The sequence below is a fragment of the Hyphomicrobium sp. 99 genome, assembly GCF_000384335.2.
Taxonomy (GTDB): domain Bacteria; phylum Pseudomonadota; class Alphaproteobacteria; order Rhizobiales; family Hyphomicrobiaceae; genus Hyphomicrobium_B.
The window spans coordinates 1051319-1066542 of record NZ_KQ031382.1; the positions used below are offsets into that span (position 1 = coordinate 1051319).

Annotated in this window: 14 protein-coding genes; 6 read left to right on the plus strand and 8 right to left on the minus strand. The window is 60.3% G+C overall.

What is annotated here, in order from left to right; translation table 11 throughout:
* Positions 1-11: 11 nt before the first annotated feature.
* The 6 genes from G359_RS05300 to G359_RS05325 all read left to right on the plus strand — a co-directional run bounded on the left by G359_RS05300 (position 12) and on the right by G359_RS05325 (position 6648).
* Positions 12-1022 carry an ABC transporter ATP-binding protein gene (locus G359_RS05300; RefSeq protein ID WP_045837676.1) on the plus strand — a complete coding sequence of 337 codons (1011 nt, stop codon included), beginning with the start codon at positions 12-14 and terminating at the stop codon, positions 1020-1022.
* Positions 1019-1957: an ABC transporter permease gene (locus G359_RS05305; RefSeq protein ID WP_156150673.1), complete on the plus strand. Its 939-nt coding sequence runs from the start codon at positions 1019-1021 to the stop codon at positions 1955-1957. Before G359_RS05300 ends, G359_RS05305 begins: the two co-directional genes overlap by 4 nt.
* Positions 1947-2765: an ABC transporter permease gene (locus G359_RS05310; RefSeq protein ID WP_045835284.1), complete on the plus strand. Its 819-nt coding sequence runs from the start codon at positions 1947-1949 to the stop codon at positions 2763-2765. The genes G359_RS05305 and G359_RS05310 overlap by 11 nt, the downstream gene beginning before the upstream one ends.
* Positions 2766-2789: 24 nt before the next feature.
* Positions 2790-4217: a gamma-aminobutyraldehyde dehydrogenase gene (locus G359_RS05315; protein ID WP_045835285.1), complete on the plus strand. Its 1428-nt coding sequence runs from the start codon at positions 2790-2792 to the stop codon at positions 4215-4217.
* 160 nt (positions 4218-4377) lie between these two features.
* The gene (locus G359_RS05320; protein ID WP_045835286.1) at positions 4378-5439 is read left to right on the plus strand and encodes a phosphotransferase enzyme family protein; all 1062 of its coding nucleotides are present in this window, start codon (positions 4378-4380) and stop codon (positions 5437-5439) included.
* Between the two features lie 129 nt (positions 5440-5568).
* Positions 5569-6648, plus strand: coding sequence for an AraC-like transcriptional regulator QhpR (locus G359_RS05325; RefSeq protein WP_045835287.1), 1080 nt, complete (start codon positions 5569-5571; stop codon positions 6646-6648).
* A gap of 29 nt (positions 6649-6677) precedes the next feature.
* Here the strand turns inward: G359_RS05325 and fabG are convergent, their stop codons facing one another.
* The 8 genes from fabG to G359_RS05365 all read right to left on the minus strand — a co-directional run bounded on the left by fabG (position 6678) and on the right by G359_RS05365 (position 15190).
* Positions 6678-7457 (minus strand): 3-oxoacyl-ACP reductase FabG, encoded by a 780-nt coding sequence (gene fabG, locus G359_RS05330; RefSeq protein ID WP_045835288.1) that lies wholly within the window; start codon positions 7455-7457, stop codon positions 6678-6680.
* A gap of 64 nt (positions 7458-7521) precedes the next feature.
* Positions 7522-8331 (minus strand): ABC transporter permease, encoded by an 810-nt coding sequence (locus tag G359_RS05335; protein ID WP_045835289.1) that lies wholly within the window; start codon positions 8329-8331, stop codon positions 7522-7524.
* A gap of 4 nt (positions 8332-8335) precedes the next feature.
* Positions 8336-9196, minus strand: coding sequence for an ABC transporter permease (locus G359_RS05340; RefSeq protein WP_045835290.1), 861 nt, complete (start codon positions 9194-9196; stop codon positions 8336-8338).
* Entirely contained in the window at positions 9193-10257 is a 1065-nt protein-coding gene (locus G359_RS05345) for an ABC transporter ATP-binding protein (protein ID WP_045837678.1), read from the minus strand. Before G359_RS05345 ends, G359_RS05340 begins: the two co-directional genes overlap by 4 nt.
* Positions 10258-10389: 132 nt before the next feature.
* Positions 10390-11544 (minus strand): ABC transporter substrate-binding protein, encoded by a 1155-nt coding sequence (locus G359_RS05350; RefSeq protein WP_082072812.1) that lies wholly within the window; start codon positions 11542-11544, stop codon positions 10390-10392.
* 232 nt (positions 11545-11776) lie between these two features.
* Entirely contained in the window at positions 11777-12472 is a 696-nt protein-coding gene (locus G359_RS05355; RefSeq protein ID WP_045835291.1) for a cysteine hydrolase family protein, read from the minus strand.
* Positions 12473-12482: 10 nt separating this feature from the next.
* Entirely contained in the window at positions 12483-12911 is a 429-nt protein-coding gene (locus tag G359_RS05360; protein WP_045835292.1) for a diol dehydratase small subunit, read from the minus strand.
* The gene (locus G359_RS05365; protein ID WP_045835293.1) at positions 12908-15190 is read right to left on the minus strand and encodes a propanediol/glycerol family dehydratase large subunit; all 2283 of its coding nucleotides are present in this window, start codon (positions 15188-15190) and stop codon (positions 12908-12910) included. Before G359_RS05365 ends, G359_RS05360 begins: the two co-directional genes overlap by 4 nt.
* Positions 15191-15224: the final 34 nt, after the last annotated feature.

Genomic DNA, 15224 nt, shown 5'->3' on the forward strand with positions numbered 1-15224 from the left:
CGATGAGTTTCATGTCCCCAGCAGTTCGCTTTCAAAACGTATCCCGTCGCTTCGGCTCCGTGCGCGCCGTCGACGGCGTTTCTCTCGATATTGAGCCGGGAGAATTCTTCGCCCTTCTTGGGCCCTCCGGCTCCGGAAAGACGACGTGTCTCCGTCTCATCGCCGGTTTCGAGCAGCCCGACGAAGGCCACATCGAAATCTTCGGCGAACGCGCCGACGGCGTCCCGCCCTACAGGCGCAACGTCAACACGGTGTTTCAGGACTACGCGCTCTTCCCGCACATGACGGTCGGCGAGAACGTCGCCTACGGCTTGATGATCAAGGGCGTCGGAAAAGCCGAGCGGGAAGCGAAGGCGAAAGACGCCCTCGCGATGGTCAAACTCGGTGGCTACGAGATCCGCCGCACCGCGCAACTTTCGGGCGGACAGCGCCAGCGCGTTGCACTCGCGCGCGCATTGGTCAACGGACCGAAAGTTCTCCTCCTCGACGAGCCGCTTGGCGCCCTCGACCTGAAGCTGCGCGAGCAGATGCAGGAAGAATTGAAGACGCTTCAAACCAAGCTCGGCATCACGTTCGTCTTCGTGACGCACGATCAGAGCGAAGCGCTGTCGATGGCCAACCGAGTCGCGATCTTCAATGAAGGCAAGATCGTCCAGGTCGGCACGCCCACCGACGTTTACGAACGCCCGACCTCACGCTTCGTGGCCGATTTCGTTGGCTCATCGAACGTGCTGTCGCCCGAATTCGCGGCGGCTCACGGCGGACGAGCCGCTTGGACGAGCCTCCGGCCCGAGAAGATCCAGATCGCGTCGCAAAATGCCCTGGTCCCGGCAGCCTGCGCGCAAGCCAAAGGGATCGTTACCGCAATCAGCTATCAGGGCGCGGTAACGCGCATCACGGTCGCGACTGAGAAACTGGCGCTCATCGCGTCGACACAGGCGGGAACCGACGTTCGCAAGGGCGACAGCGTCGCTCTCATTTGGCCGAAATCCGCAATGGTGGCGATGGGAGAGAGCGCGTGACCGCCGCCGTTGCAGAACGCCAAAGGGGGATCGGCGGCGCGATCTCGGACATCTTCTTCGCGCGTCCCCAACTCCTGACGTTCCTCTTGCTGACGCCGCCACTGCTCTGGATTGGCGTCGTCTACATCGGCTCGCTGTTCGCCCTGCTGCTGCAGAGCTTCTATTCGCTCGACGATTTTTCGGGCTTGGTGGTCCACGAATTCACACTCGCCACCTACGAGCAGCTGTTCGAAGCGTCGAACGCGCAGATCATTCTGCGCACCGTCCTCATGGCGACGCTCGTCACGATCACGAGTGCAATCATCGCGTTCCCGATTGCCTACTACGCGGCGCGATACGCGCGCGGCTGGACCAAGGCTCTCTTCTATCTCGCGGTGATGATGCCGCTCTGGTCGAGCTATCTCGTCAAGGTCTATGCCTGGAAGCTGATCCTCGCCAAAGAGGGGATCATCACGTGGTTCGCCAACGTGCTGCATCTAAGGTGGCTGCTCGACGGCATCTTGGAGTTGCCCGTCGTCGGCGGCCCATCACTGTCGTTCAGCTATCTCGGCACGTTTCTCGTCTTCGTTTATATCTGGCTGCCGTACATGATCCTGCCGACACAGGCGGCGCTTGAGCGCGTTCCCGTGAACTTCATCGAGGCCTCTGCCGATCTCGGTGCCGATCCTCGCCAGACATTCCGGACCGTGATTTTCCCGCTCGCACTTCCCGGCATCGTCGCCGGATCGATCTTCACGTTTTCCTTGACGCTCGGCGACTACATCATTCCGCAGATCGTCGGCAATTCGCGTCTCATGATCGGCCAAGCCGTCTATACGCTGCAGGGAACCGCCGGCAATATCCCGCTCGCGGCAGCCTTCACCGTCGTGCCGATGCTGATCATGGCGGTCTACCTCTGGATGGCTAAACGCATGGGGGCATTCGATGTCCTCTAACGCCAACCGCACGACGCCGCTTGGCCTGCGGATTGCGGCAATTGCCGGGCTGCTGTTCCTCCATCTGCCGCTGGCGCTGATCTTTCTTTACGCCTTCACGACGGAGGAAAAGAGCTTCGAGTTTCCGCCACCCGGCCTCACCACAAAATGGTTCGGAATCGCGTGGACGTCGCGGCCGGATATCTGGCCGCCGCTTTATCTGTCGCTGCAAGTCGCGGCCATTGCGACGGTGCTCGCCCTGATATTCGGGACGCTCGCGGCAGCCGCACTTTCGCGTACGCGCTTTTTCGGCCGCGAAACGATATCGCTTCTTTTCGTCCTCCCGATCGCGCTGCCCGGCATCATCACCGGCATCGCGCTCCGCTCCGCCTTCGACATCATGAGCATACCGTTCTCGGTCTGGACGATTATCCTCGGCCACGCGACGTTCTGCATCGTCGTCGTCTATAACAACGCGGTCGCGCGATTTCGCAGGCTGAACGGAAATCTTGTCGAGGCCTCGATGGATCTCGGCGCCAACGCTTTCCAAACCTTCCGCCACGTCATCCTTCCGCAAATCGGTACGGCGCTACTCGCCGGCGGAATGCTGGCGTTCGCGCTCTCGTTCGATGAGGTGATCGTCACGACATTCACGGCCGGCCAGCAAACGACGCTGCCGATTTGGATGCTTGGTGAACTCATTCGACCACGACAGAGGCCGGTGACGAACGTCGTCGCCGTCTTCGTATTCGTCGTAACGTTGCTGCCGATCCTCGCGGCCTACTATCTGACGCGAGAAGGCGAGCACACCGGCGGTTCTTCAAAGTAACGGGACTTGATACTGGAGGATAAGATGCTCGACACGAATATGCTGATCGGCTCTGAGTTCGTCGCCGGAACAGACGCGCCGGAACCCATCGTCAATCCGAAGACGGAAGACGTCATCACCAATCTGCCGGATGCATCCGCCGCGCAGGTCGATGCTGCGGTCATAGCCGCCGATAAGGCTTTCAAGGCTTGGTCGCAGACGACGGTCGCCGAACGTTCAACACTCCTCTTGAAGCTCGCCGACGCGATCGAGCGCGACGCCGAAAGCTTCGCGACGCTCGAAGCGCTGAACACCGGAAAGCCGCGCATCCGCGTCCTGCAGGATGAAATGCCGGCGATCGTCGATTGTTTCCGCTTCTTCGCCGGTGCCGTTCGCAATATGCATGGCCCCGTCGCTGGTGAATACATGGCCGGCCATACATCGATGATCCGCCGCGATCCAGTCGGCGTCATCGGCTCCATCGCACCCTGGAACTATCCGTTGATGATGGCGGCATGGAAGCTCGCCCCGGCGCTCGCTGGCGGAAACACCATTGTTCTGAAGCCTTCCGAACAGACACCGCTGACGCTCCTGAAGCTTGGCAAGATCATTGCCGATATTTTCCCTGAAGGCGTCGTCAACATCGTCGTCGGTAAGGGCGCAACGACTGGCTCCGCGCTGATCAATCATCCGAAGGTCGCGATGGTGTCGCTCACGGGCAGCATCGGAACCGGTCAGAAGGTGCTCCAAGCAGCCGCGACCAACATCAAGCGCACGCATCTTGAACTCGGCGGCAAAGCGCCAGTCATCGTATTCGACGATGCGGACATCTCGGCCGTCGTCGAGGGCGTGAAGATTTTTGGCTACTACAACGCTGGTCAGGACTGCACTGCCGCGTGCCGCATCTACGCGGGCAAGAAAGTCTACGACAATCTCGTTGCCGATCTCTCGAGTGCCGTGAAGAGCCTGAAGTACAACCAGGCCAACGACGATGAGAACGACCTCGGCCCGTTGATCTCTTCCGCGCAGAAATCCCGCGTACAGTCCTTCGTCGAACGGGCAAGCCTGCAAAACCACATCACGATGGCAGCCGGCGGTAAGCCCGCAGAAGGCAAAGGCTTCTTCTTCGAGCCGACGCTGCTGGCAGGCGCCACGCAGAACGATGAGATCGTGCGTAAGGAAGTGTTCGGCCCCGTCGTCTCGATCACGCCGTTCGACGATGCCGATGAAGCAATCGCCTGGGCCAACGACAGCGATTATGGATTGGCGTCTTCCGTTTGGACGCAAGACATCGCGAAGGGCATGAAGGTTGCGTCGCAGCTGCAGTACGGCTGCACCTGGGTCAACACCCATTTCATGCTGGTCAGCGAGATGCCGCATGGCGGCGTGAAAATGTCGGGCTACGGCAAGGATCTCTCGATGTACGCGCTCGAAGATTACACCGTCCCGCGTCACGTGATGGTGAAGCTGTAGTTCGCTTTCGCAGAGCAGCAGCAAAATGCCCGGCTCACGCTGTCAACTGACGCGGCGGCGAGGTCAAGTTCGCTTTCCCGTCGCCCCGTAGTGTTTTCAAAAATCGAGAAGCGGTCGCAAGGCCGCTCCTCAATGAAGCGCTTGGGAGCCAAAGCCGGGTATGACGGGCACTGATGAGCTGACACACGAAGAACTGCTGCAGCGATTGCAGGTCCTGGCTGAGCGCGCAGTGAGGCGCTACGGTCTTGCCGATGACTGCACGGTCAAGCTGATCAACGTCTCCGAGAATGCAACCTACCGCGTCGAAACCGGTGCGGGACAAAAGTGGGCGCTGCGCGTCCATCGCGACGGCTATCATTCGCGAACCGGCATTGCTTCGGAACTCGCGTGGCTGTCCGCCCTTCGCGAAAATGGTGGCGTTGCAGCCCCGACGGCGGTGAGGGGCCTCGACGGCGAATTTATCCAGACAGTGGCGGCCGAAGGTCTGCCGAACGCGCGCAACGTCGTGCTGTTTCAGTGGGAGAACGGATCCGAGCCGGCGCAGTCCGACGTCGCCGGTTTCGAATTGCTCGGTGAGACCGCGGCGCGCATGCATGCGCATGTTCGCAAGTGGCAGCGGCCCCCGTGGTTCGAACGCTTCTCCTGGGACTTCGAGACCAGTCTCGGCAGTCGTCCCCATTGGGGCTCCTGGAAAGACGGTATGGGAATGACGCCGGAAGCGCTTGCGGCCATCACCGAAACCGTCGCGCTGATCAAGCAGCGGCTCGAGAATTTCGGCCAGTCACCCGATCGCTTCAATCTCGTGCACGGCGATATGCGCTTGGCCAATCTGCTGATGGATGGCTCGACCGTTAAGGTCATCGATTTCGACGACTGCGGCTTCTCCTGGCTTCTTTACGACTGCGCGACCACCGTTTCATTCTTCGAGCACGAGCCCGAGGTGCCGGAGCTCCTGAAAGCCTGGGTGCGCGGCTATCGCCGTGTCGGAACCCTGAGCGAAGTGGAAGAAAACGAGATCGCGACGTTTGTCATGCTCCGCAGACTTCTGCTCGTCGCGTGGATCGGGTCGCATTCGGAAACGGAGCTCGCCAAATCGATGGGCGTCGCATACACGGCGAGTTCGATCCCGCTTTGCGAGCAATACCTCTCCCGCTATGGCAATCCCGCCAAAGACACCGCCGCACCCCCCAAGAAGGGCATTCTGGGTCGTCTCTTTGGCTGAATGCTGCACCGCAAATATGCAGTCTCGGCCGTTAATTGCCGAATAATTCACCGCGCATGACGGTTGACCCGCGAGCCGCTTCTGCTAGCCTTTTTCTCTGGGATATTGGCACCTGCTCACCAGGAAACGATGGGACTCGGCATTATCGACTTCGCAGCGAGTGGCGCCGCTTCCCCCATCGGGAAGGGGGCGGATCCGTCCGTGCTGGCTTCTGCCGCGACCGGTTTAGTCAAGTTCATCGAGCGCCAGCGTGGCGACGTCGATAGAATTTTCGGCAGCGCCGGCATTTCACCTGAGATGGCCGGCTCACCGACGCTGCAGTTGAGCCTCAACTCCTACTGCCGCCTGTTCGAAGAAAGCGCGCGGATCACGCGCAACGATAACTTCGGCCTCTGGTTCGGCAACGCCTTCGATCCGCGAGACCTCGGCCTCTGGGGATATGCCTCGCTTTCGGCTCCGTCCCTCGGCGTTGCACTCGAAACGCTCGTCGAACTCTTTCCGCTGCACCAGCAGTCGTCGTCGATGGCGCTGAATACGTCGCCCGAAGGCTTGGTCAGGCTCGAATATCGCATCGACGCGCCACAAATCGTCGAACGCCGGCAGGACGCGGAATTGTCGCTCGGCATGTTCCTCAATCTCATTCGCGAAGCGATGGGCCAGAGCTGGGCGCCCGAGGAAGTTCACTTCGAGCATCCGAAGCCCGAAGGTTGGCGTGAGCACGAACGCGCCTTCGCAGCTCCCGCGTTTTTCTCGCAGCCGACGAATGCAATCGTCTTCCGCCCACAAATCCTGAAGCAGGTTATGCCGGCAGCCGATCCGCGGCTCATGTCCGCAATGAAGCTGTGCCTCGAACGGCTTTCGGAACGTCGCGACGTCCGCTCCAGCATCACCGATCGTGTTCGCAGCGCCGTCCGCTCGAGGCTTCCCGAAGGCTTTCCGCAAATCGAGTGCGTTGCCGCCGAGCTGCGTCTGCCTCTCTCGACCATTCAGCGCGAGCTTCACTACGACGGCCTGAGCTACAGCACGCTCGTCGAGAACACGCGGCGAGACCTGGCGCTGTCATACGTGCGCCAGCGCCAACTCTCTTTCTCTGAAATCGCGTTCCTCGTCGGCTATTCCGAACTCTCGGCCTTTAGCCGCGCCGTCCGCCGATGGACGGGACTCTCTCCGCGCGCATTGCGCGCGGAGGTTTTACGCAGCCAAATCTAATCGACTTCTCGAAGACCTGACGCAATGCGCTAGGCCTGCGCGATCGCATCCATGCTCTCGGGCAGGATCTGACCGCCGTCGACGATGATCGTCTGCCCGGTGATGTAGGCGGCTTCTTTGGAAGCAAAAAACAGCGCCGCGTAGCCGATGTCTTCGACCTTTCCAAGCTTCTGCAGTGGAATGGAAGCCGCCGCCGATTTCTCATACTCAGGTCCGAGGGCCGCGAGACCTTCCGTTGCGATATTGCCCGGGAGAACAGCGTTGACGGTAATGCCGTACTTCGCGAACTCCATGCAGGCCGTACGCATGAAGCCGAGCTGTCCGGCCTTCGTCGCACCGTAGTGAGCCCAGCCCGGAAAAGCCGTGATAGGACCGGTAATCGACGACGTGATGACGATGCGGCCCTGATCCGATTTCTTCAGATACGGCAGGCAGGCCTTGACCGACAGAAACGTTCCCTTGAGGTTCGTGTCGGAAACGAAATCCCAGTCTTCCGGCGACAGCTCCTCGATCTTGGTCTGCGGAAAGATGCCGGCGTTGGCGCAGAGGATATCGATGCCGCCGTAAGCTCTGGCGGTCGCCTCAGCGAGCACCTGCAAGTCGCCCATGCTCGTGATGTCGGCGGCGAAACCCATCGCCGTGCCGCCGGCCGCGCGCAACTCTTCCGCCGTAGCTTCAGCTTCGGCGAGCTTACGCGAGACGACGACGACCTTGGCACCGCTCTTTGCGAAAACGCGGGCGATACCCTTGCCAATGCCCTTGCTCCCACCCGTGACGATGACGGAGCGGCCTGCGATAGACGTGAGCATGAACAAATCTCCTCAGGGACGTGTTGTTGGTCTTGTTAAAGTCTCAGCTATTGAGAGCTCATCTCTAAGCCGCGGATTTGCGGTTGCGCGTGAGCAGGAGCATCGCCGCGTAACCTCCGAAAAGAACGATTGCAGCGGCCGCGGTCGAGATCGTTCCGAGCACGGGCACACCGGGCGTATAGCCGGCGACCATCTTTGCGTAGAGATACTTGGGCAGCGTGTTGTCGGCGCCCGTCGTAAATAGCGACAGGGGGAAGTTGCCCCATGACAGCAGGAAAGCGAACAGGCTGCCCGAGAAAATTCCAGGCATGAGAACCGGCAGCGTCACCTCGCGGAAGGTCTGCCACCGCGAAGCGCCGAGATCTGTCGCCGCTTCTTCCAACGATGGGTCGAAAGAGTAGACCTGGATCGCCATCACCAGCGTGACCACAGGGGCAATCCAAACGAGGTGCGCAAGCACCGCGGTCTTCCACGACAACGTAAAGCCCATGGCGTTGAACCACAGTAGCAGAGCGAGGCCGAGAACCGATTGCGGAAAGAAGATCGGGAGAAGGATGAACTTCTGATAGAGCTTCCGTCCGCGCCAATCGTAGCGGGCAAACGCGAGCGCGCCGAAGAAGCCGAGCACGACCGCGAGGACGGTTACGACCGCTGCTATCGACAAAGACGTGTAGGCGAGCGACCTCACTTCAAGTGAGTTGAGGGTTTTTGTCCACCAGTCGAAGCCGAAAGCCGAGATCGGGAATGTGAAGTAGCGGCTGGCCGTCATTGAAGCGAGCAAGATCGTCGCGCTCGGAAGAAACACGAAGAGCAAAACCGCGGCGGTCCAGACGCCGATCAGAATGTGACGAACGCTGTAATTGCTGTCGGACATCGCGTTACCGCTTTCCAAGAATTTGATCGAGATCGAAGCGCCTCAGCACGATGAGGACGAGCACGCTGACGACCAGCATCAGCAGCACTGCGAGCGCAGCGCCCAGTGGCCAATTCTGTGCGTACGTGAAGGCAATCTCGATATCGTGTGTGATGGGGATGATGCGCTGGCCGCCGAGAACCTTTGCCTCGGCAATCGCGCCGACCGCGAGCACGAAGGTCAGAAGCGAGCCAATCATCAAGCCCGGCGTGGATAGCGGCAGTTCGACTTCGCGAAAAACCTGCCACCGCGTAGCGCCGAGATCGCGTGCAGCTTCGCGCATCTGGTTCGGAACCATCGCGATGCCGAGCGTCATGGGAAACAGCATGAACGGCAGGTAGACGTAGACCATGCCGAACAGGACCGCCGCCGGAGTAAAGAGAAAATCTCCCATCTCCACGCCGAAGAGCGCTTTCAACGTGCCTGGAAGCACGCCGCCCTTGATGAAGAACAAAACCCAACCATAGAGACGAATGTTTTCCGAAACGATGAGAGGGATGGTGAAGAGCAGCGTCAGCGCCGTCGACCAGCGGCCGAACACGCGGACGAGACCGTAAGCAACGGGGTAGCAGATGAGCGCGAGCAGAACGACCGTCGCCGATGCGAGGCCGAGCGACCACAACAGCGAGACGTAGGTGTTGTCGGTGAAGATCTTCTCGTAATTTTCGAGAGTGGGCTCGTGCCAGAGCCCGAAGGTTCTGGGCGGCATGAAGCTGAAGCCGACGACAGCGAGAAGCGGCGCAATGAATCCGAGCAGCAGCAAAACCACGATCGGCAAGGCCGCACGGCGCCCAGGCTGGGCAAGAAACGAATTGGTGCCGCTCATTCGTCAGCCACCAGAATAGCGTTTTCCGGATCCCATCCGATCAGGACTTCGTCGTCGAGCGAGCCCTTGAACGGCTGCTGACGCAGCTTCTCGACAAGGAATACTTTTTCGCCGACACGCACCTGATACTGGATGCGCGAGCCGAGTGCGTACTCGTTGTAGAGTATTCCCTTGAGGCAATTCTGCGCGTCATTTGGAGTGTCGAGGAAGCGCAGGAATTCTGGCCGAACGACAAGGCACTGTGCTTTGGCTTCGATCGAATTCGGCGGAACCTTGAAGCTCGCGCCGAGCGATTGCGAATGCACAGAGCCCGCACCGTTGGCTTCAACAGGAATGACGTTGACGTCACCCATGAACTCGGAGACGAAACGCGAGCGCGGCGTCGAATAAATTTCATTCGGCGAGCCGACTTGAATGAGCTTGCCGCGGCGCATGACGCCGATCCGGTCGCTCATCACCATCGCTTCTTCGAGGCTATGCGTGATGTAGACGAACGTCTTGCCGGTTTGGCGGTGAATGTCCTTGAGCTCTTTCTCGAGCGTCTTGCGGAGCTTGTAATCGATCGCGGACAACGGCTCGTCGAAGAACAGGATTTGCGGGTCGAACGCGAGCGCCCGGGCAAGCGCCACGCGCTGACGCTCACCGCCTGAGCACAGTGTGACGTTCTTCCCGTAATAGTCGGCGGGAAGCTGCAGCTGCTGCATCAGCTCGCGGGCGCGCTTCTCGCGAACGGCCGGATCGACATTCCGGATCTTGAGCGCGAATTCGATGTTCTGCCCCACCGTCCGGTGTGGGAAGAGAGCGAGCGATTGGAACACCATGCAGGTCGGCCGCTCGTTGGCCGGGGTGTCGTTGATGCGCTTGTCGTGAAGCAGAATGTCGCCCGAGGTCGGCTTTTCCATTCCGGCGAGCATGCGGATCAAGGTGGTCTTGCCGCTGCCGGAGGGGCCGACGATCGTGAAGAATTCGCCTTCGCCGATGGAGAGATTGACGTCATCGACGGCGGCGAGACTGCCGAACGCTTTACGGACGTTCTTCAATTGCAGGATGGGCTTTGACATTGCGGTCAACGTAGGAGTTCCAACTTTAAGCAAGCCGATGAGAAATGCTTTGGGCCTTCCGCTCATCAACGGCGGAAGGCCCATGCGATATGTTATACGCCACGCGCAGAGGTAACGACGCGGCGCACTAGCTCAGCTCTTCTTCGCTGCGTTCCAGATGTCGAGCAACTTGTCGTAATCGGGAACGATGTCGTACTCGACGGATCCGGCCATTTCCTCTTCGAGGCTATCCCACTGGATGGCGTCGAGCTGCTCCTTCGAGAAGAGCTTGAAGCACTCGGGATTACCCATTTGGGTGACCGGGTTGAAGGTGCCCTCGGCAAACGCAACGGTGTGAGCGACGACAGGATCCTGCACGTATTCGAGGAAGGCTTCGGCGAGCGGTGAGCTCTCCGGATTATTGACGACCGACGTGATTTCGATCCACGCGATGCCGCCCTTGCCGCCGGCGAGAGGTCCCTTCTTCGGCGTGATGCCGCGAAGGTTCAAGTGACCGTCAGCACGTGCCGGAGACACGGAGTACGATCCGCCCGTCAGGTGGCAATCGATTTCGCCGGACACCAGCGCCTGGTTCATCGTCGCGATGTCGCCGACAACCTTCTTGTTCTTCAGAACGCGCTTCGCAGTTTCCTCGAACTTTGCAACTTCTTCAGCAGAGTGCGGCTTGTACGGATTGAAGCCGGCGATGCAGCAGATGCCGAACACGTTCCAGTCGTCGGATTCGAGAATGCCGAAGCGGCCCGCGAGCTTCGGGTCGTTGAAGAGATCCCAGCCCTGATCCTCGGCTGTCGCCCGGCTGATCTTGTCGGTGTTGACGACGAAAGAGTATGGCCCGAAGCGCTGCGCCATGCCGAGCAATTCCTTGCCCGAGTCGTCCATCGCCCATTTGTACGGCGGCTTGAACTGCGGCAGCATCTTTTCGAAGTATGGCTCGAACTTCGCGCGATCCAGCGGCTTGATCAGCTTCTCGGGCAACATGACTTTGCGTGCCCAGGGATTATTGACGTTGATGAGATCCCAAACGTTGATCTCACCGGCGCGCAGGCGGTTGATCATCGTCGGATCGTTGGTCAGGCTTTCTGCCTTGACCGTCGCGCCCTTGGAGGAGCGGAACGGATCGAGCACCTGAGCCGAGTTATAGCCTTCCCAACAAAGGATATTGAGTTCCTTGTCACGGGCCGCGAATGCGGGCCGTGAGAATGGACCCATCTGGCTGGCGGCCAGCGTCGCCGCGACAGACGCGGACGTTTTCATAAAGTTCCGGCGCGTGAGGTTGCTGTCAAACATGCCTGTCACTCCTGGTGGGCGAAAGATGATGTTGTTGCCCAAAAAACGGGCCCGAACGAAAGCGATCGAAGGGGGCTCGCCAATGGACGAGCACGAGTCGGAAGGAGCGTTTCAACAGTCGATCACGTCATATTCAGTTCCCCCTATGACAAAATCACTGTAGGCGCGCAGCCGCCAAGTTGATTTGACTTTCGTCTACGGAAACTTGACCCTCTGAGCCGAGTCAAGCCGTTTAGGTTAGCTTCATCAGAGCGTTGAGATCCGAACTCGACATGACGTGGCAATAGATCATGTTCATGATTTCGAGTTCTTTGTGATGAAGCTCGTCGGAACCCGCAGCGCAGCAATCTTCGACCACGACGACCGAGAAGCTCTCGTCGGCCAGACTGCGGACGGTTGAAGACACGCACTGGTCGGTAAAAATTCCGCAGCACACAACGGTTTTGATGCCGAGGTTGGTCAGGATCAGCCGCAAGTTGGTTCCGGTCAGCGCACTGTCGGTCGTCTTCGTGACGACGATCTCGTCGCCCACCGGGGCAAGCTCCGGCACGATCTGCGACGGCGCCTCGTCTTTGGGCAAGAGCAGGTTGTTCCAGCCCGGCATCTTTTGCGACAGCGACCGGTCGCGGCCATCCTTGGTGTGGCAGGCGATGCGGGCAAACAGGCATTCGATGCCGTTCTTCCGGAATCTTTCCAGCAGCTCCTGCGTCCGCGGCAGAACGATATTGTGCATGCGGTCGTGGAACGGCGTCCAGGCATCGTACCGCCGCTGATCTTCCGCTGAAAGTGATGCGCGGTCCGGCCGGGCGAGATAGGTGTTTTGAACGTCGATTATGAGGAGGGCCGTGGTTTCCTTGGAGAGATCCGGATCATCTGGCTCCGGCGCGCCGTCGTAATAGATGGATCGATAGGCTGTCTTCCAGCTCATGCCCGCCCCTTTAGAAACGCTTTTTGTAGAGAGAGCGGCGTTCGTAGACGTCCGCTGCCTCTTCGATGAAAGCCGCGACGCCCTCAGCGCCGTAGGTCTCGCGAAGTTCCCGCGCGGCCGCGACGAGTTCTTGCCTGGAGCTTGCCCGTCCCGGACGCAGCAGCTCGTAGATCCGCATGATCACATCCTGAGGCACGTCCACGAGTTCGGCGCCGCGCTCGAAGTTGGCGGCAAGTGTCGGCCGCCCCGCAGCCGTCGCGATTTCCGCCTGCTGGCGAAGCGCCCGGTCCGTGATCCGAAGATCTTCGAGTTTCACGCGGTCGGAGATCACGGCATCAAGGGTGATGTCGTCCAGCTTCTTGCCGGCCTTCGTTTCGACGACGTCGGGCCGGTTCTCGGCGAGCGGATAGTCGGCAACCGTCAGAGGCTTCCCGGTCATGCGGCGGCTCCGATGAAAGTCACGTCGATCTCTTCTGGCTCCGCGCCTTCCGACGTCATTTCCGTCTCGATCGCGTAGATGAGCGAAACCCGCGCATGGTAACGCGAGCCCATCGCTTCGCCCCGCGTCGGCACGATGACAGGCTCGGGCATTTCGCCGAGCGCGTAGGCGGCCGCGTTGAGCCCCATGCGCTTGTAATGTTCGAGCTTCGTGATCGGCGAATTCGAGAACAGCTCGAGATTGTTGTGCGGCAGCCGGTCTTTCTGATGGATGACGGCAGTGCCCTTCGCCTGAATGCCGATCCCGATCCCCGAGCCTGCGAGCCTTGCCGCGCTGAGCCCCAGGAACGAGGTATCGGCCGTATGGCGCATGCGAACGACGCGAGCCGTGCCTCCGCCTTCCGTAATGCCCGCGATCAGCACACGCAGAATGGCAGAGAGCGGATGCCCCGCAACCGTTTGGAAAAGCTTCACACCGAAGGCAGGACTGATGCCGATCACCACCTCCCGCTCATTGCGCGTCGTGGCGGCGGGGCCGACCGGTTTGTAGGCAATCCGCGTGACTTCCGCGGGCCTGAAGGTCGCCTCGACCCTCAGCACCTCTTGCCGTGTCAGCACATCTCGAATGGCGACGATTTCATCGCGTCGCTCATCTGTCAGACGGTAGCCCGTGCCCGGACCCTGATAATCGTTGGGATTGTTGACCGCGCTGACGATGCGCCCATCGCGAACGACCGCCGAGGTTTGCAGATAGTCGCCGGAGACGCGGAGCCGCACGAGCTTTAAAAGATTTTCGGCTTCCTCAGTAAATCCCCGCGCTGCGAGCGCTTTGATAACGTCGATGACCGTAATCGATCGCGCAAAGATGGCTTCGCTGATCATCGCCACGTCTCGGCCCGAGAACGTCCGCGTTTCGTCCGAGCCCGACGCCGCGACGACGCTCTGCTTCATGTCCTTCGTGGGCTTCGCTAGTTGAAGCTCCTCGAGGACGGCGCTGATCGCATCGACGGCCCGAGCCCTGAGTTCCATGACGCGCGTCTCGCCGACCGGAGTGAGCCCGCCATCGGCCTCGAAGTCGCGCTGCAGAACCAGATAATCCTCGAGTTCCTCGCCGTTGAGCAGCGAGGCATTGAACGAATTGTCGTACTTCAGGATCGAACCGAAACCGGAACAGATGAGATCCGACCCGGCAATGAGATACGGCAGGATCTTCGCGCCGACCCGGATCTCCGATTCCGTCGCGCGTGCATCGTTGCCGGACGCGCATTCGAGATCGAGCCAGACGGCGATAAGGTTTTCCGCCATCAATTCGCGCATGCCGCCGGGAACGGTGCAGGTGACGGGCGCACCGTCGATGCCGCCGTTCTGCGTGCCCTGCGCGCCCATTGCGCGCTGGAGGCAAAGGCAGCGCGCTTCGAGATAGAGCAACGATTTGCGATCGTGAAATCCCATCAGCAACTCTGAGCCGGCGCCCGATGTGCACCGCATCTTGATGCCGCGCGAAGCGTAAGCTGCCGCGAGAAACGCCTTGGACCAGGGCGTGTCGTCGCCATCGATGAAGCTCTTCTCGGTGCCGTAGACCGAGACCGTCTCGGCATAGGACGTAAACCCCGCCATGCCGATCTTGAGCTCTTCAGCCTCTTCGCTGGAGCACTGAAAGAGCGTACCCCAACGTCCGACGGCGGCCCCAACCGCACAAGCAACGGCGTTTGACCACGAGTTGCGAGCGACCCGCATCGTCGTCTCGATTTCGTCGAAGCCGAATGCTACGGCGGTTGCCGCGTCCGCCGCCATCTGCAACGGATCGTCCTTCGCGTTCGTCACGTGCGCCTGGTTGCCGGGCGTCTGGCGAGCCCGCATTTTGCTGTAGGCAAACGCGATCTCGAGCGACGACAGGTGACCGACCACCTCCGCCAGCTTCGCAGGCGTCATACCGCGCGCCAAGCGCACGAGCGTCGTGCGCGGCACGTTCATATCGACGAGCATGCGCGCGACTTCGAGCGACGGCATCGCCATCGCTTCCGGCGCAATTTCAGGATCGAGGTGATATCGCGCGATGAAAAAGTCGATCATATCGAAATCGCGGGACGCGATGCCGTCCATCGATTCAACGACCCCCGCGGCAAGCGAAAACCCGGGTTTCGGATCGAAAGGACTCTTGAACGCCGCAAAGCCGTTAGCGGCATCCTCCGCCGCGAACTTGTCGAGCCGGAGCGGGCGTTCATCCCAATCGGAAAACCGCTTCCAGCGATTTGGCCGTGCGTGCGATTCATCCGTCATGGCTGCGTTCTCAACGATGGGTGATGCGATTGCA